General features: G+C 67.6%; 15 protein-coding genes. 7 read left to right on the top strand and 8 right to left on the bottom strand.

Annotated elements, in window-relative coordinates; genetic code table 11:
• Positions 1-60 precede the first annotated feature (60 nt).
• Positions 61-2,130 (bottom strand): TonB family protein, encoded by a 2,070-nt coding sequence (locus Q9Q40_12515; GenBank protein ID MDQ7008047.1) that lies wholly within the window; start codon positions 2,128-2,130, stop codon positions 61-63.
• Between the two features lie 127 nt (positions 2,131-2,257).
• Between Q9Q40_12515 and Q9Q40_12510 the strand changes: the two genes are divergently transcribed.
• From Q9Q40_12510 to Q9Q40_12490, 5 genes are all read left to right on the top strand, one after another.
• On the top strand, positions 2,258-3,412 hold the full coding sequence (locus Q9Q40_12510; protein MDQ7008046.1) for a hypothetical protein: 1,155 nt from the start codon (positions 2,258-2,260) through the stop codon (positions 3,410-3,412).
• 143 nt (positions 3,413-3,555) lie between these two features.
• Positions 3,556-4,527 (top strand): hypothetical protein, encoded by a 972-nt coding sequence (locus tag Q9Q40_12505; protein MDQ7008045.1) that lies wholly within the window; start codon positions 3,556-3,558, stop codon positions 4,525-4,527.
• Positions 4,524-4,763, top strand: a complete 240-nt coding sequence (locus tag Q9Q40_12500; protein MDQ7008044.1) for a hypothetical protein — start codon at positions 4,524-4,526, stop codon at positions 4,761-4,763. Before Q9Q40_12505 ends, Q9Q40_12500 begins: the two co-directional genes overlap by 4 nt.
• A 73-nt stretch (positions 4,764-4,836) precedes the next feature.
• Positions 4,837-5,367, top strand: coding sequence for a DUF302 domain-containing protein (locus tag Q9Q40_12495; protein ID MDQ7008043.1), 531 nt, complete (start codon positions 4,837-4,839; stop codon positions 5,365-5,367).
• Positions 5,368-5,567: 200 nt separating this feature from the next.
• The gene (locus Q9Q40_12490) at positions 5,568-7,718 is read left to right on the top strand and encodes a response regulator (protein MDQ7008042.1); all 2,151 of its coding nucleotides are present in this window, start codon (positions 5,568-5,570) and stop codon (positions 7,716-7,718) included.
• Here Q9Q40_12490 and Q9Q40_12485 read toward each other — a convergent pair.
• The 5 genes from Q9Q40_12485 to Q9Q40_12465 form a co-directional block, all read right to left on the bottom strand.
• Positions 7,663-8,529: an ABC transporter ATP-binding protein gene (locus tag Q9Q40_12485; GenBank protein ID MDQ7008041.1), complete on the bottom strand. Its 867-nt coding sequence runs from the start codon at positions 8,527-8,529 to the stop codon at positions 7,663-7,665. The genes Q9Q40_12490 and Q9Q40_12485 overlap by 56 nt on opposite strands.
• A complete protein-coding gene (locus Q9Q40_12480) occupies positions 8,520-9,092 on the bottom strand; it encodes a biotin/lipoyl-containing protein (protein MDQ7008040.1) in 573 nt (190 codons plus the stop codon). The genes Q9Q40_12485 and Q9Q40_12480 overlap by 10 nt, the downstream gene beginning before the upstream one ends.
• Before the next feature lie 23 nt (positions 9,093-9,115).
• Positions 9,116-9,316: a hypothetical protein gene (locus tag Q9Q40_12475; protein MDQ7008039.1), complete on the bottom strand. Its 201-nt coding sequence runs from the start codon at positions 9,314-9,316 to the stop codon at positions 9,116-9,118.
• A 113-nt stretch (positions 9,317-9,429) separates the two neighbouring features.
• Positions 9,430-11,151 carry a carboxyl transferase domain-containing protein gene (locus Q9Q40_12470; protein ID MDQ7008038.1) on the bottom strand — a complete coding sequence of 574 codons (1,722 nt, stop codon included), beginning with the start codon at positions 11,149-11,151 and terminating at the stop codon, positions 9,430-9,432.
• An 18-nt stretch (positions 11,152-11,169) separates the two neighbouring features.
• Complete coding sequence (locus tag Q9Q40_12465; GenBank protein MDQ7008037.1) at positions 11,170-12,546, bottom strand: acetyl-CoA carboxylase biotin carboxylase subunit; 1,377 nt, start codon at positions 12,544-12,546, stop codon at positions 11,170-11,172.
• A gap of 282 nt (positions 12,547-12,828) precedes the next feature.
• On the opposite strand from Q9Q40_12465, the gene Q9Q40_12460 reads away from it, so the two are divergent.
• Positions 12,829-14,100, top strand: a complete 1,272-nt coding sequence (locus tag Q9Q40_12460; GenBank protein MDQ7008036.1) for a hypothetical protein — start codon at positions 12,829-12,831, stop codon at positions 14,098-14,100.
• Between the two features lie 196 nt (positions 14,101-14,296).
• Positions 14,297-16,153, top strand: a complete 1,857-nt coding sequence (locus tag Q9Q40_12455; protein MDQ7008035.1) for a thrombospondin type 3 repeat-containing protein — start codon at positions 14,297-14,299, stop codon at positions 16,151-16,153.
• A 377-nt stretch (positions 16,154-16,530) separates the two neighbouring features.
• Here the strand turns inward: Q9Q40_12455 and Q9Q40_12450 are convergent, their stop codons facing one another.
• Positions 16,531-17,232, bottom strand: a complete 702-nt coding sequence (locus tag Q9Q40_12450) for a hypothetical protein (protein MDQ7008034.1) — start codon at positions 17,230-17,232, stop codon at positions 16,531-16,533.
• A gap of 167 nt (positions 17,233-17,399) precedes the next feature.
• On the bottom strand, positions 17,400-17,672 hold a 273-nt coding region (locus tag Q9Q40_12445; GenBank protein MDQ7008033.1), incomplete at its 5' end, for a hypothetical protein.

The following is a 17,672-nucleotide window of genomic DNA, read 5'->3' as shown; positions in this document are numbered from 1 at the left end:
GGCCCCCGGATCCCACCCGGCAAACATAGGTCCCCGTCGAGGGCCCTTCAATCAGCGGGATCAGTTGCGGTTGAACTGGATCGTCACGGTGATCTGGGCATCCACCGGGCGCCCGACGCGCATGGCCGGGTGGTAGCGCCACTGGCTGACGGCGACCTTCGCGGCCTCCCCGAAGCCGTGGCCGCCGGGGGGTTCCCTGAGCACCTGGATGTCCCCGACGCTGCCGTCCCGCCTGATGACGACCTGGAGGATGACCTTGCCCGACAGGCCCAGCCTGCGTGCGGCATCGGGGTAAATCGGTTCGATACGGGTCTCCGGGATCACCTCCGGCATGCTGACGCCGCCGATTCCCGGGATCAGTGGCGCCATCCGTGGTGGTGGGGCCTGCTCGGCCGCCAGCTCGGAGTCGGTCAGAACTTCCTCAGGGGCCCCGGGATCCGGTTCCAGCGCGAGTTCCGTGAGCACGGGATCGGCGTCGGGGACCATCGCCTCCAGCGCCGGGGCGGCCTCTTCCGCCAAGGGGGCGCTCGCCTCCTCCACGGGCGCCGGGAGAGGAGCGGTCTCGAGGGGCTCGACCGGGAGCGTCGCCGGTGCGGCGGGAGCCGGGGCGGGCGAACGGCGGGGAATGGCGGCTTGGGGAATCGTCCGGGTTGCCGGTGCGGCTGCCGGCGCGGGAGGAACCTTCGCCAGGGCGGGTTCGGGTCGTGGCGGCCGGGCCCCGGCCGGGGATGCGGGGGCGGTCCGTACGGGAGGCGGCTCGGGGGCCTCGGCGGCGACCGGATCCGCCGGTTCCGTATTGTGGGCTTCGGGGCGGTCGGCCGGGGTCCCGATCGGGGCGGTGGGTTGCTGGTCCCCGGCAGTCGGTGCCGGAGGCAGCACCGCGACGGGATCCGCTTCGGCAGGAGCCGCGGCGGATGCGGCCTGATGCGCCGAGCGCAGCGTCCAGGTACCGAGGGCGACCACCGCCAGCAGCGCGCCGATGGCCAGCAGGACGGCCAGCGGCAAGCGGCGCGGTGACGAGGCGGGATGCGGCGTCAGCCGTGGCTGCGGCGTGGCTGCGGATCTTGCCTTGCCGGTGGTGGGGACGGCCTTCTCGCCGCCGGAGCCGGTGATTCCCGTGGTGGAGGTGGTCACCGGCTCGACGGGCTCGGCGATGGGACTGGGAAGGTTCGAGAAGATGGCGTCGAGCGAGGCTTCCTCTTCGGGGGGAGGTGGTGGTGAGAGGGGAATCGACGTCTCCACCTCCCGTGGGCCGCTCCCACCGGTCCAGCCCCATTCTCCCGTGTACGTCGGCTCGTCGGGGCTTTGGGGTACGGAGGCCTCGAGTTCCTCGAGAGTGGAGAGGAGTTCGGCCGTTCCCTGGTCCATGCCCTGGAGAGGTGCTTTGGGGCGGGGCTTGGTATCGCCGGTGAAAAGGGCGTCGAGGGCGGCGTCGGCGTCCATGTCTTCTGCCGGCGGGGGGGTGTCGCCGGGGCTTGTCTGGGGGGTTCCAAGGGCCCGGGAGAGAACCTCGTCGAGGTCTTCCTCCGCGGGGGCAGGGTTCCCGGCTCCTGCGGGCGGATCGGCCGGCGTGGGCAGCGGGCCGGGTTCCGAGGGGGCGCGAAACGCTCCCTGCAGCGCCTGGTCGATCGCTTTCTCGGAGAACACGCTCTCCCCGTCGGCTGTCTCGGCGCCGCTCTGCCGACCGGTGGCGCCGGCCAGGACGGCGACCGGTTCCCGCGTGTCGACCTCGGCCTCCAGCCGCACCTGGCCGGAGCCCTCGATCCACCGGGCGATCCGCGCCAGGGCTTCCCCGTTCTGATCCGGGCGCTTGTAGAAAAGGTCGGCCCCTGCCTGGTGGGCCAACTGGCGATAGCGCTCGGAGAAGAGGATCCGGGTACCCACCAGCGTCAGGCAGGGGCGGCCGGCGTGGGCGGTCCGGAATTCCCGACAGACCTGGAAACCGTCGGTTCCCGGCAGGAGAGGTTCGATCAGGGCGATCGGCGGCAACTGCCCGGGCTGCTGGATCCGCCGGCTCCAATCCGCCGGGCAGGTCACCGGCACAGGGTCGTAGCCGTGTTCGCGGAGGATCCCCACCGTCGCCTCTCGCGAGCGCGGTTCGAAGTCGACGACGAGCACTCGGACCTTCACGGATGGCTGCTCCTCTTCAGCGCATGGACTGCCAGGGAGGAACATAGGTTTCGCCCCTGCAAGGGGCCAATTCCCGCGGAGGGCCGGGCGGTGTTAGCCTCCGCTGGATGGCATAGGGAGGGGCCTTATGGACCCGGAGATGCTCAGGCGCCTCGAACGGGAGTTTCGGCACCGCTGCCGGGTGGAGGGCGGTGCGTCCGGGGTCGGGGGTTCCGGCCTGGCCCTCTGGGAGTGGCGGGCCACGCTCGCCGGCCAGGGTTCGGTGGTCGAGGCTGGAAGCCTGCGCGCCGATGGGGGATGGCGGCGGGAGGTGGCGTCGAGCCAGGCCGGGACCGCTGCCCGATGGGAGTTCACCGTGGGAGAGGATCTGGCCGAAAGCGGCCACCGGGTGGAGGAGGCGGTACGGGCCCTGGCTGCCGAGGCCGCGAAGGTCAGCGAGCGCTTGGCCTTTCGGGTCTGGGGGCGGCTGCGCTGCTGGTGGAGTCCCGACTCCGGCGCGGCGTCGAGCTGGGAGCAGGGCCTGCTCTTCACCCTCGATGGTGGGGGGCGGCGCAGAGACTGGCTGGTCGAGGACGTCCGGCAGGCTCCCGATGCCGACATCCTGGCCCAGGCCGTCGAAGATATGGACGCCGCGCCCCCGGTGACCGGGTCGCCGGTCCCCAGTGGTTGGAGCGAAGGCCCCGTGGTTCTCGAACCGGAGGCCGCCGGTTGGTGGGTCCACGAGATGGCCCACGCGGCGATGGAGTCCGCCGCCATCCGGGCGCCGAACGCCGCTGGCTTACGTATCGTGGACGACCCCGGCGCCGCCCCCTGGCCGGCGGGCTTCCGCGTCGATGATCGCGGCTGCCCCGCTCGCCGGGCGGTGCTCTGGGATGCCCATGGCTCCGCCTCCAGTGTGGAGCCCGGGCGCTGGCGCAGCGCGTCGGTGCGCCAGTCCCCCCAGCCCTTGCTCTCGTGTACCCGGCTCGAATGGGATCCAAGCGTTCCGCGGATGGATCCTCCGGCCGACGGTGCCCTGTGGATCCGGGCGATCGACGCGGGGCGCTTCGATCCTCTCTCCGGCGAGATCCTCCTCGCCGGCAAGACTTCGACGGGAGAGGATGTGCTGCTCATGTGCACACCTGAACAGGCATGGAGAAGGGCGCGAGTATGCCGGGGTGGCACCCGCGACAGTCAGCAAATGGCCGCCTGTTCGCGACAAGGGTTGACGCTTCCAGTCATGGTCGGCGCGCCGACGCTTGTACTCGAGCCGCTCCGCCGTTACCTGCGAAATCGGGCATAAACCCGCCGTTTTCAATGGCTAGAGGCTTTGACAAGAGGCGTGATGAGGGGCGAGACAAAGGCCTTGGTCAAGGTGTTCCGCCCCTTGGCCGTGACCCAGGCAGTGATCAGGGCTTGAAAGAAAAAGGAAAGAAAAGCTCTTGTTTGTTTCACGGACTCACCGACGGTGAGCGCTTCGAGTGTGGTGAAGGTCTCGAAAGGGGGGACCTGGGCGACCCCACCCGTCCTCTGCCGGCATTCCGGCAGGCGGGTGATGGACCCGCGCCCTGCCGACGGGAAGAACTCACGGATTTGTGGCGGGAGCTGCGTGACGCGCTGCCCGCGTCCGTCGCCCGGGTGGTGGTGGAACTGGACCGGGCTCGGGTCGTGGAGACTGGTGGCGGGGGTCCACCCTGCGTACAGGAGATCGTCGTGGCCCGGGCGCAGCTCGGCTCTCCCCGGGGAGGATTCGCTCCCTGGTCCCGAACGGTTCTCCTCGAGGAAGACCGGTGGCCGGAGGGCTGGCTGCAGGTAGTGGCCCGCGAGGCGAAGAGCTGGTCGCTTCCCCGCGGCCGGGCACCCCGGGCGGGGGATGCCGTCTGGCTCGACGTCTTCGCCGGAGCCGATCTGCTCCGCATGGCGTCCGGGCGCTGGCTGCTTGGGGGTGTGATCGGTGAGAGGGTGGCGGCGACCGGCGTGGAGGTGGTCGCCCCGGGGAGTGCTCCCGCATCCGTGGTGGCCGGTGGGGTGCTGGTCCATCTGCCGCGGGGACCCGGACAGATGGTGCGGGAGAGCTGGAGGCTGCCGCCGCGGCCCGGGTGGAAGCGGTTGCGCCTGTCGGTGGCGCAGGCATCGACGGCCTCGCCGGAAGGCTGGTGGGTTACCCGCCTCCACGCCGTGGGAGCCTTCGTCGTCGGGGCGGGCTTCTGGGCCGACTCGGAAGGGCAGCCTCGCTTCCGCTGGGGACCGCTGCCCCTCGAGGGAGTCGGGAGGTGGCTGGAGAGCGTCGAGGGTTTTCGGGGACCGGCGGTGATGGACGGTGCCGGGGTTCCGGTGGAGATTCCGCTGCTGCGCCTGGGGCAGGTGACGATCGGCCCGAGGGACACCAGATTGGAGGGAGAAAGGGGAAGACCATGAAAAAGGGCGGCGGTATCGCCATCCTGGTCCTGCTCATCGCCCTGGCGGTGGTGCTCTACCTGAGTGCCCGCGACGCGGCCGAGGTTCTTCCAGTGCTCGAGGAGAACGAGCAGGCGGCTCGGGAAGTGGCCGGCCCCGGCGAACTGCCGGGCCTCGGCGCCATGCAGGCGGCCACCGGCCGGCATGCGGCGGAGGTCGATGCGCTGCTCTCCGGCGAAGACGATTCCGCTCCGTGACCTGAGCGGCTGTTTCGCATCCTTGGAAGGGAAGGGACGGGACGTCCGCCCCGGGTTTCCAAGGAGATACGCGATGAACCCGATGAGCCTCGTCGTGGGCCTGGTGGCCGGTTCGCTTGTCGGCATGATCCTCGCCGGCGTCGTCTTCGTTGCTCTGATGCGCAGGAAGATGGTTCAGCTTCGCCGTTCCGCCCTCGATTTCGAAGGCACCCTCGAGGCGATCCGCAAGGCTGTCGGCGCAGTGCCCGGGTGGAGTTTTCCCATGCCGGAGCTGGATTTCCTCGAAAAACTCCAGAAGAAGGGCTTTGGTGTGCAGGGCATTCGCAAGGCGCGCATTTTCTTCCTCTGCAATCCGAGCCACGCTTCCGAGGTGGTGGGCCAGCGTCCGGAGATGATCGGAATCATGCCCTGCTCGTGGGGGGTGCTCGAGGACGAGGCCGGCCGGGTCTACCTGGCCCGGATGAACATCCCCCTGCTCAGCCGGATGTTCACCGGCGTGGTCGGCAGCACCATGCGCCGGGTGGCGGAAGACGAGGAGCGGATGCTGGCCGCCATCGAAGGGACTTCGGCAGGGGGTCGCCCCGCCTGCCCGCCGGCTCCGTAGACCTCCCCGGGGCTCTGCCCGGCGGGCCACCGGGTGCCTGCCCGTGCCTACGGTTCGCCTCCGCGGTCGTTCGGAGCCCGGGCCATGGGCCCGCGCTGCTTCCGGGGGGGCTGTGCCGAGGTTGCGCCGGGGGTGATTGACCTGGAGTCGGTGGGGAATGACATTGCGTTCGAGGGAGGTCCGTCCAGCAGGGAGCAGGTGTGCATCGATTGGTGGCTCAACACCTGGCCGACGATCTGATCGATCAGAGCCGGGGGGCGACGTTGACCCAGGTCGGCGTGGCGGGCCTGGTGAGCCTTCTGCTCTGGTGGGAGGATCCCCCGGGCCTGGTGTGGTGGACCGTCGCCCTCGCTGTTCTGAGCGCCGGCCGCTACTTGTGGATGACGCTCGCGCCGCGCCCCTTTCCCCTCGAAAAACTGCCGATGGCGCGGGTTCTGGTGCTTGGGACGGGCCTGATCTGGTCGGTGGGGCTGGCCACGTCGATGGCCACGGTCGCCCCGGAGCCCCGCTCGATCCTCGTCTTCGTCCTGGTGGGAATGATCTCCGGTGCCTGCCAGTCGCTCTATTTCGATCCGTACTCGATCGGCTTCTACGGCGTTCCCATGATGGCGTCCGGAGTCGGCGTGATGTTCTGGGTCGGAACCTGGTCGGCGACGATGACGGCGATCATGCTCATCGTCTACGGCGTCTATATCGGTGTCGCCACCTACAAGCGTTACCTGTCCACCGTCGACCTGATCCAAAGCCGTGAGATCGCCATCCGAAGCAACGAGGCCCGTCGGCTTTTCCTGGCCAATGTCAGCCACGAGATTCGAACGCCCCTCGGGGGCATCATGGGCATGACCGATCTCCTCCTGCGTACGCAGCTGGACGCCGAGCAACTCGAGTACGCGATGACGACCAGGACCTGCGCCCGGTCCCTGGCCTACGTGATCGACGACATTCTCGACTACTCCAAGATCGAGGCCGGCCGGATGGAACTGCGTTCCGATCCCTTCGACCTGGTTCCGATCGTCGAGCAGGTGATGGACATCCTCTCCCAGCGGGCGCGTGAGGCGGGTCTCACCCTGTCCTGCTACATCGATCCCACGCTCCCCCGTGCGGTGGTGGGAGACGCGGGTCGTTTCCGCCAGATCCTGATCAACCTAGTCAACAATGGGATCAAGTTCACCGAACGCGGTTCCGTCAGCATCGAAGTCGGCGGCCGCCGGACGGACGCGTCCCGCCTGGAACTGGAGGTGCGGGTCCGGGACACCGGCATCGGCATCTCGCTCGAGGACCAGCAGCGCATCTTCGACGCGTTTACCCAGGTGGATGCCAGCGAGGCGCGGCGTCATGGCGGCAGCGGCCTGGGACTGGCGATTTCGCGTCGCCTGGTGGAAATGATGGGCGGAAAGATCGGGGTCGAAAGCACTCCGGGGCGGGGATCGACGTTCTGGTTCACCGCGGTCCTCGGTTGCCAGCAGGGTGATGCTCGGCTGACCGATCTGCTGCCCCCGTCGATGGAGGGGATCGGCGTGCTGCTGGTCGAGGGGGACGGCGAGAGCCGCCGCGTTCTTTCTCGACAGCTCCGGGATGCCGGCCTGCGGGTGCTGGTGGCCGCGGACCCCGGGGGTGTGGCCGCCGCTGTCCAGGCGCAGGATGCGTCCATCGGTTTGATGGTGGTCGTGGCGCGGGGAGCGATGGAAGAATTTCACACGCTGGTCGCCGATGCCGTGGGCGCCGGTGTGCCCGCCGGGATTCCAGCGCTGTTGATTCGCCCCATGGGATCCCGCGGCGACGCCGAAAGCTTCCGCCGGATGGGCTTTGGCAACAGTCTCTCACTGCCGGTCAAGCCCTCCTGGCTCCTCCAGGCGGTGGCCTGCACCTTCGAGGGGGCGGTCTTCTCGCCGGTGGGAGGTCCCCAGCGCCGCACGTCGCCGAACGCCGCCCCGGCGGTCCGGTCCGGAGGCCAGGTGCGGATCCTGCTGGCCGAGGACAACCCGGTCAACCGGATGGTGGCGGTCAGAATCCTCGAAGAGTTGGGCTACCAGGTGGTCACCGCGGAAAACGGCTTCGAAGCGCTGGCCGCGCTGCGTTCCGGCGATTTCGATCTTCTGCTCAGTGACGTGCAGATGCCCGAGATGGACGGCATCGAGCTGACCCGACGCATCCGGGCCGGGGAACAGCCAGGGCAGCGCCTGCCGATCGTGGCCATGACGGCCCACGCTTTCGAAGAGGACCGCCGGCGTTGCCTCGACGCCGGCATGGACGACTACGTGTGCAAGCCCATCGCCGGAGAAGAGCTGGATCGGGTCATCCGGAGCCAGCTCGTCCCTCGGCTGGCGGCGTCGGATGTCCCGCCCCGTTGACGCGCCCGGCGGTGTGTACCTCTCCGCGGCCTCGTCCTCCGGCGGGGACCACTCCCGGAGGGTCGCGGGTCACCACCAGGGCGATGCCGAAAGCCCGGCGAGCCTGGGAGCCTGTGAGCACTTTATCCGGTGCGCCGCGGTCGACGATTTCGCCCTGGTCCATCAGCAGCAGTCGATCGGGACCGCGGACGGCCAGCGCCAGATCGTGGAGGGAGAAGAGCACGGCCTTGCCCGCGTCGGCCAGTTCCCGCAGTAGATCGAGCACCGAGCAGGCGTGGCCCACGTCGAGGGCCGAGGTGGGCTCGTCGAAGACGAGCACGCCGGAGGCCTGGGCAATGGCCCGGGCGAGGAAGACCCGCCGCCGCTCGCCTCCGGAGAGGGTGGCCACGAGTCGGTGACGCAGGTGGGCGACGTCCGAGACGGTCATGGCTCTCTCGGCGGTCAGCCGGTCTTCCCGGGTGTAGCCACGCAGGGCGCCGGCATGGGCGTAGCGGCCGAGCAACACCGTCTGCTCCACGCTCAGGGAGAAGGCGGAAACGCTGTCCTGGGGCAGGTAGGCCAGATGGCGGGCCAGTTCCCGGCGTTGGAGGGCGGTTGCCGGTCGGCCTGCGAGGGTGACGCCTCCCGCGAAGGGGGGCAGCAGGCCCGCGATGGCGCGCAGCAGGGTGGTCTTGCCCGCGCCGTTGGGGCCGGCGAGAGCCACCAGCTCCCCTGGCCGGAGTTCCAGGTCCACACCTCGCAGGATCTCCCGGCGGCCGAGCCGCACCCGCAGGTCCCGCACGCGGAGGAGTGGAGGCTGGGTCAAAGCCATTCCATGCGCACCAGGGGCTGCTCGGCGCGGACCTCGCTGCCGTCGGCGGCGAGGATTTCGACCACCCGGGCCCGCTCCGCGCCGGCCGGGGGATCGAAGGTGATCGGGGAAAAGCACTTCATCACTTCCACCAGGCCCAGGGTATCCCCCCGCTGCAGTTCGGTGCCCACTTCGATGTAAGGCGGACTGTCGGGGGAGGGGCGCCGATAGAATGTGCCGTGGGTCGGGGAGCGGACCTCGAAGGCGGAACTGTCCGTGTCCTGGCTTTCGGGATCCGCCGCTTCCGCGCCGCTGGGAGCCACCGCCACGGCCAGCACCTGGCCGTACTCGCAGGCCGTCGAGGGGTCGGCCAGAAGCACCTCCCGGAGCTGGGCCGGCCGGGCCCGGGGAAAAACCAGGTCGAAATGGCGCTCGTTTTCGGTGAGCAGGCCGAGTCGGCTGCCGGCGGTGACCACCTCGCCCTCGAGGCGGTACCAGCGGATCCGCCCCGGTGCGGGAGCCGCAATCTGCCGTTTGCCTGCATCACCTTCGATGAGCAACGCGGGAAGGCTGGGCCGGACCATGGGGATCGCTCCTCGCCGGGGCTTCAGGCCTGGTTGCGTGGCGCGAACCAGTTCATCTCGCGCTCCATGTCCTGGGAAAGGCCGTCGATCACTTCTTCCCAGTCCACCTCGCCGCTCTCCAGGATGGAGTCGGCGATGCGGCGGGCTGCATGCCTCCCGAGAGACTCGAGGAAGTCCTCGTTTTCGAGCATCCACTTCTGGAAGGTGACCACGCGTGAGTTCATCCGCCGCTCCGTATGGTATTGCACACCTTTTGGGGGTCGGGCTTTTGGGGGTCGGGCCTACACCTGCATCTTACAGCAAAGCGCTCGAGCCGCGAGCTTGAAACTCTTCGCGTCTAGCGAGGTTCGTCGGCCAGCAGCACGAGATCGTGCAGGGACCAGATACGGGGGTTGCGCACCGTGCGGTAACCGATGGACTGGTAGGCCATTTCGGCGAAGGCGGCCAGATAGTTTCGCATTTCTCCGACCTTGATGACCTCGTCCACGTCCATCTGGCTCGCCGCCTTGTGGGGATCCATGTCGGCGCTGATGCGGTCTTCCACCTCCTGCATGCCCCGGGCGACCTCCTGCCGCTCCTCTTCGCTGTCGGCGGTGATCTCGAAATTGTCGTCGAGGCGGGTGCGGTAGGCGCCGATGGCCAGGGTGCGGCCTTCCATCACGGCCAGCCGGGCGATGGGGGTGGCCAGTTGCATCACCGGTTCGTAGGGCAGGCCCGCCATGGCGTAGTAGCCGGCGCCGGAGGCCTTGCGCAGCAGAACTGTGGCCATGGGCACGGTGTTGGTGGAATTGGTGTAGATCAGCGAGGAGCCGTAGCCCAGCAGGCCGCGCTTTTCGGCCTCGACCCCGATATCGAAGCCGGAGACGTCCTGCAACCAGATCAGCGGCAGGCCGTCGTCGTTGCAGGCCCGGGAGAACTGGCTGATCTTGGCGATGCCTTCCCGGTAGAGGATACTTCCCGGGCGTTTCTCGCCGGCCAGCTCGGGGTGCTCGGAGAGCTGGGGGTTGTTGGCGATCAGGCCGACCCACAGCCCCGAGATGCGGCCCACGCCGCAGACCATGTCGCGGCCGGTCTCGGGCAGCACTTCCCGGAACAGGGAGTCGTCGAGCAGTCGGGCCAGCACCTGCCGGATGTCGTAGGCGTGGCGGTAGTCGGGGGGGAAGACCGAGGCCAGCTCGGCGGAGGGGAAGGCCGGGGCAGCGGGTACGGCACCCCGGCGGTAGTAGTCTGCGGCGGGGCTGGGCAGGGTGCTGATTTCCCGGCGGATTCGGGCGATGCAGTCCGGATCGTCCTTGACCCGGTAGTCGGCGCAGGCCGACAGGTGCACGTGCACGTCGGGGCCGCCGATGTCGAGGGATGTGATCTTCTGGCTCTTGGCGCCCTTGATCAGCGCCGCACCGGCGATGACCATGTAGGCCTGCTCGGTCATGTAGACCACGTCGCTGATGATCGGCATGTAGCCGCCGCCGGCGATGCAGTCGCCGAAGACCCCCGCCACCTGGGGCACTCCAGCCGCCGACAGGCGTGAGTTCATCTTGAAGATCGCCCCCGCGCCGGTCAGCCCGGGAAAGGTCCTGGCCTGCTCGGGCAGGAAGAGGCCGGAGCAGTCCACCAGGTAGACCACCGGGATGCGCAGGCGCAGGGCCATCTCCTGGGCCCGCTCGATCTTCTCGGGGGTGCGGGGCCACCAGGACCCCGAGGCCACCGTGTTGTCGTTGGCGATGACCATCGACCAGCGCCCCTCGATGCGGCAGAAGGCGGTGACCACGCCGGCGCCGGGGGAGGTGCGCTTGGAGGGACCGAAGGTTTCGCCGTCGTTGACCAGGGTGCCGACGGGAAGGGGGCGTGTGCCCGGGTCGATCAGCGCGCCGATGCGTTCCCAGGTGGTCATCTTGCCCTTGCGGTGGACCCGCTCGATGTATTTCTCGCCCCAGCCGGCGCGGATCGCCTCGCGGCGCTGGTCCAGGCGCTCTTCGAGGGGGGCCATGGCCTCGGCGGCCTTCAGGGCGGCGGCCTCGGCGAGGGGGGAACCGATGGGGTGAAGGGAGACGCGCGCCATGACGAGTCCTCGCGGGGGTCAGTCGGAAGGATGCGGGGCGGGGGAGCCGAGGTCGATGTCCTCGAGCGTGCCGGTGTCGTAGTCGCCCGAGGTGAAGGCCTGGTGGGCGAGGATCTTCAGGTGGGCGGGGATCGTGGTGGGCACCCCCTCGATGCGGGCTCCGGCCAGGCACGCGCTCAGGCCTGCGATGGCCGCCGGGCGGCTGGGGCCCCAGGCGATGACCTTGGCCACCAGGGAATCGTAGAAGGGGGGCACCTCCGAGGGCCGGAGCACGTGGGTATCGACCCGGATCCTCGCGCCGTCGACCTGCCGAGGGAAGTCGAAGCGGGTGATCTCGCCCGGGGAGGGCCGGAAGTCGTCGGAGGGGTCCTCGGCGTTGATTCGGGCCTCGATGGCGTGGCCGTCGAGGGTGATCTCTTCCTGGCGCAGGGCCAGGCGCTCGCCGGCGGCCACCCGAAGCTGGTGCTCGACCAGGTCGATGCCGGAGATCATCTCGGTCACCGGGTGCTCCACCTGCAGGCGGGTGTTCATCTCCATGAAGTAGAGCTTGCCGCCGGGCTCCCGCAGGAACTCCACCGTTCCGGCCCCCTCGTAGCCCACGGCCAGGGCGGCCTGGACCACCAGCTCGCCGTAGTGTTGGCGCAGGGCTGGGTCGAGTACGGGGCTGGGGGCCTCTTCGACGAGCTTCTGGTGACGGCGCTGGACCGAGCACTCTCGCTCGCCGAGGTGCACGGCCGCACCCCAGCTATCGGCCATCAGCTGGAATTCGATGTGACGGCCGCGCTCGATGAACTTCTCCAGGTAGAGCCCCGGGTTGCTGAAGGAGGCCTCGGCCTCCCGGCTGGCCTCGGTGAAGCCCTGGGCCAGCTCACTTTCGTCGCGACAGATGCGCATGCCCTTGCCGCCCCCGCCGGCAGTGGCCTTGAGCAGCACGGGATAGCCGATCTCGGCGGCCAGGCGCCGGGCCTGGTCGATGTCGTCCAGGGTGCCCTCGGAGCCGGGGATGGTGGGCAGGCCGGCGGAGGCCACGGTCCGGCGGGCCAGGGCCTTGTCTCCCATCAGGCGGATCGCTCGGGGAGGCGGGCCGACCCAGGCGAGACCCTGATGGCGCACTCGAGTGGCAAACAGGGCGTTCTCGGCGAGGAAGCCCCAGCCCGGGTGCAGGGCCTGCACGTCAGCCTGCTGCGCGGCCTGGAGGATCGCCTCCTGGTCGAGATAGCTCCTGGCAGGATGGGCCGGTCCGAGGCAGATCGCCTCGTCGAAGGCCTCGAGCCAGGGCGCCCCCCGGTCGGCCTCGCTGAACACGGCCACGGGACAGACCGACATCTTGCGGCAGGTGCGGGCCACGCGGACAGCGACCTCACCCCGGTTGGCGACGAGCAGCTTTCTGAACATGCCGCGCATTATCCGGGACGGGGAGGCGGTGGCGCTACCGGTTGACACCAGTGGGTCCAGGTAGTAGCTAAAGATGTCATGGGAGTGCGCCTGTCGTACGGTGCGTGACTCCCCGCAATGTTGTTTCGCATGACGCCCGGACGGCGTTTGTGAGCATCCGGTCGCCTTGCAAGTCGGGAGGGAGAGCCAATATGAACAAGAGAGAGAGAGCACAAGAGATCAGATGATCGCGGCTCCTGCCGCAGGATCTGTTTGCTGGCGGCGGTCCTGGTAGCGGGCTTCATGCTCACCACCGCGCCGAGTTCTGCCCTGTGCCCAACGCCCGAGCCGCTCTCGGCCCCCGAGGCTGAGAACGACCCTTACTACGCTCAGCTTTGCGGCCTTGCGATTCCAGGCGGCGATGAGGTCCTTCCGTGTCCTGCCACAGACACGCCGCCGCAGGTAACCGGCCCGATTCGGGCGCAGCAGGTAACCCTCATGTCATCTGTGTTGTCCGAGGGGTTGACCTCTGCCCACGCGATCTGGTGGGAGGCCGCGCAAGTACTCGGTTCGGGAGCCTATGACATTCTCTGGCGGCACAGGTCGATTGATGGCATGCCCCAGGGTGGATGGCGTCCGAGCACCGCGGTTTCGTTCGGCGCCTCGGGATTGAGCGATGCGAGCACCGATCATGTCTATCGGGTCGCCTTCGAAGATGCGAACGGTGACAAGACTTGTTGGTCTCGGTGGTCATCTCCGCAAGCGACCGCTGCGTTCTTGCCGAATCCGAAGCCGCTGACTGCGGTCCCGCAGCAGGTAGAAGACACCTTCGAGCGCCAGCCGACCAGCCCGCGCCCAGGCGACGGACTCGGCCCCGAGGATGCTTGGAAGGTCATGGGCCAGTTGCACCGGATCGCCGAAGATGCCGGTGGCATCCGCTATGCTCTCTTCCCCCAGGGATCGACGGCATCCTGGGGTCGGGAAGCCACGGACACCCATGTCTTCACGCAGGCAGAGTTCCGGACTCTCAGCACCGCCCAGAAGCCGAATCCTCTCGGGACCAGTGGACGCCCGAAGAACTGGCGTGTTTCGGTCCAGGCACGCGACCTGACTGCTCCGGACGTCTGCGGGGGCACAACGCTTGCCGCTTACGCTTACGTCGTCCAGGCCCGACACGGGCCCACATGGGACGATGACGAGGATTTCGAGCCCGAACTTCGCATCATCCGCGCGGGGCCCAGCGGATGCTCCGAGGGAGAAAAGGAGCTTCTTCCATTCCAGAAGGTCATGGTCAAGTGTCCTGCGGTGGACCGGACAGGGCTGAAGAATGGAGGACAGGTTCTTCTGCGCATTGAAGTCGAAGAGAACGACGATAGTCAAACAACGATTCACGCCCTGCTTGCCTGGGACTGCGATGGCTCGTCATGTGCGTCCAGTTGCGAGTGGAGAGACATCCTCGATCCGGATGTCCAGCTCGGACATCCACTGTACAACAGTAGCGGCCGCCATGGCGTAAATGTCAATCACTGGGATCACCGCATCGACGCCGTAAGAGCAGGAAGTGGGCCGCAGTAACTCATCGACAGGTCGACGAGACGGAAGACCACTCCGGCGGCTGTCCGTGGCAACCCTGGGTAGGTTCCTCCTGCTTGTCCTGGCTATTGGTGTGGAGGCGATCTTTCCGTCTCCGGCCGTCGAGGTCGTTGACCTGGCTAGTGATCCTGATGTTGTTCGCATCGATGGCCCGCTGCGGGACCAGGCAGGAAGGAGGATGGAGACCTGTGACATCAACGGCGATGGTATCGACGACCTTCTCGTCAGTTCTCCGGATGGGGACGGCCCGGGTGACTCGCGCCTGGGTGTGGGTGAAGCCTATGTGGTATACGGCCACCGCGGCCGCTGGATCGGCCCTCTGAGTCTGATCGTGGACAGTGATGTCTGGATCTACGGCCAGGATCCCTACGATCACGCTGCAAAGGGTCTCGGCTGTGGAGACGTGAACGGAGACGGCTACGACGACATCGTACTCGGAACGCCCCTCGGCGATGGACCGAGCAACACTCGCAACAACGCCGGACAGGCACATGTAGTTCTGGGTGGCCCTTCCATGGCTCCGGAGATCGACCTCCTTGCCGATCCCGGAATTCAGGTTTACGGCAACATCAGCAGTGGGCAACTCGCGGACAGCGGCCAGGTTTCCGTTGGTGACGTGAGTGGCGACGGGTTGGGTGACATCCTGCTCGGCGCCGGCAATACGCCAGGGATCAGCCCCGGAACCGGTACCAATGCGGGAAGGGTGTACGTTGTATTGGGTCGAGTCGTTTGGCCGGGAACTGTAGATCTGGTGACGGACAGTGATGTGACGATCTACGGCCGGGCCTCCTTCGATGGCCTTGGGGTCGTGGGCAGCGGAGATCTGGACGCCGACGGGACAGATGACCTCATCGCAGTCGCGCCGAGCGGGGACGGTCAGGACGATAGCCGCAATAACGCAGGCGATATCAACGTATTCATCGGACGCGCCACATGGCCCAAGTCGATCGACCTGTTCGTGGAGGACCCGGATATTTTTCTGTTTGGGGCGGATACCGCCGATGCTTTTGGCACCCCTCAGTACCCGATCGTGTCGAATCTCGACGGTGATGCGCACGCCGAATTGCTGTTGGGCTCGATTCGAGCCGACGGCAAGAACAATGACCAGTCGCTGGCGGGCGAAGCCCGGGTCTCTGAGCCAGGCCTCAATCCTCCGGCTATCATCGATCTCGCGACCGATTCCGACCTTATCGTTTACGGCTCGGAGGCCGGGGACAGCTATGCTGCAGGTATACGAGCCGGCGACGTCAATGGAGACGGTATAATTGATCTCGTTTGCGGTGCCTCGAAAGCGGATGGAACTGACAATGCTCGGATCGACGCCGGCGAGATCAGCGTGTTCTTCGGCCCCTTGCTCTTCCCCAGCGAGCTCGAGGTCGCCAACAATGACCACGACATGGTGATCTACGGCCGTGCCGGAGACAAGCTGAACGTCAAGAGCATCGGCGACCTCAATGGCGATGGCATAGCGGAGATGATCGCTTCGACGGACATCGACAGCGATACCGAGGTTCCATCGGTCTGGCTGATCAGCCCCGTCGACGTCGATGGTGACGGGCTGACCCAGCTCCCGGACAACTGCCCGCTGGTCTTCAACCCGGGCCAGGAGGACGGTGACGGCAACGGAATCGGTGATGCCTGCGACGGAGACTACGACGCTGACGGCCAGATCGATGAGCAGGACTGCGCGCCCGCGGACCCGGCGGGAGGGACTCCTTCGGTCGTCGATGGAGTGCGGTTCGCGGCAGGCTCGAAGACGACGTTGCAGTGGGATGTGGCCGCCTTCTCCGACCTCTATGACGTCTCACGAGGGGCGCTCAGTGCCCTGGGCGGTGGCGACTACGGGAGCTGCCAGAACGACCGCGACAGCGACCTTGGCGATACGACCTTCGAGGAAGACGAGGTGCCCGTAGCCGGCGAGGGTTTCTTCCTGCTGATCCGCGGTCGCAACCTCACCTGCTCTTCAGCAGGAAGCTACGGCAACGACTCCGCTGGCAGCGAGCGCCTGAACACCAACCCCTCGGCCTGCCCGTAGGTAGGGGCCACGCGGACGGCGACCTCACCACGGTTGGCGACGAGCAGCTTTCTGAACATGCCGCGCATCATCCGGGACGGGGAGGCGGTGGCGCTACCGGCGAGGCGAGCCGGGTTTGTCGGCGCGGGGGACTTCGTCCAGGATGCTCGCTGGTGAGACTGCCTACCCCAGCGTTGCAAAACCACGCGTCCACTTTCCCGCCTCGAGCTGGCGTAGAGGTGGGTTCTCGCCCAGATAGCGGATCTCCACCGCTGGTCCGGGAACTTCACCGCCCGTGAACTCTGGAACCAGACGGATACCTGCCGTCATTCGCCAGATACGGCCCATCAACTGTCGTTCCCGGAGAATCCAGAGCCTAGTTTCTGCAACTGCGGAGCCTACTGTCCGCCACCCCGAAGTGCCTGGCGCTGGATGCGCAAGCGGGCTGCCTCTTCGTCGTTCGGGCTCGAGACCGGTTCGTAGCGGGGTGATGACCAGCCACCAGATTCGAGTCTGCACCAGCCGAGAGAGTCCGCTGCATCCTCCCAGTCGATCCAGACCCTGCCCGAGCGAGCATGGAGCCGGATGTCGATGTCACCGTTGCCGTCCAGCCCCGTGAAAACGGTGGTCGCCAGGGTGGTGGGGGTCCATCCGTTGCCACCTTCGGAGACGACGACCTCCGTGCCGCTCGGATCCGTGGGGCGCTGGTAAGCTACGAGTTCCTCGACAGAACTGGTGACTGACGATTTCACACCGGCGTCGACCGGCACGGGTGCCGACCATGCGCCGAGCGGCGGCCGGGTCAGCCAGTACACTTTGCCCTCGGACCAGTAGGTGATGCGTGCCGTTCCATCCGGGGCGTAGGCGAATTCCGGGTCCTGGTCGTCCACGGAGTTGGTCGTGAGCGTCTCCGGGTCGGTCCACCTGTCACCACTCCACCTGGAGATGACGATCTCGTAGTCCGTCCCGTCGTGCCGGGACCAGGCCACCTCGGGAACATCGCCGACGGGATCCCATGCCAGAGAGGGCCAGCCGTCCGGAGTGGGACCGGCGCTGCCGTCCGGGTTCAGAGCCCAGGCAGCAGGAATGTGGAGGCGCATGATGGGCCAAGGAGCGCCATCGTCCCCTCCCGCCATCAGATCTTAGGTCAAGACCGCCGACTCCACGTCCGAGTCCGGCTGCCGGTCGACCGAAACCTCCGCTGCCAACGGATGAAGAAAAGTCAACCCGAGCAGGAGAAGAATGAGGCCCTTCAGAACATTCCCGATCATGGGGTTCTCCTCCTCTCTTTGGGACGAACATCCCAGCCCATCGCGCTCATGAGCGTGCCGAGATTCGGGCCGGAAAGCCGCTTCAGCCGGCTTCTCCATCGGCGGCGTTCGGCACTGTCTCCCCACTCTGCCGCCAGCGTTTCGAGGTGCTGGCCCGCTTCACGTGCCTTCTCAATCAGACCGTGCGTCCTGGCCAGCCGGAAGGCCTCCTCGAGCCGCTCTCGCGCCTCCTCCCTCGTCCCGCAAGCGCCCAGCACCTTTCCCAGGGC

Source organism: Acidobacteriota bacterium (assembly GCA_030949985.1).
In the GTDB taxonomy this organism is placed as follows: domain Bacteria; phylum Acidobacteriota; class Polarisedimenticolia; order J045; family J045; genus JALTMS01.
The sequence above is the reverse complement of the archived record's forward strand: the minus strand, read 5'-3'. Positions and strand labels throughout refer to the sequence as shown.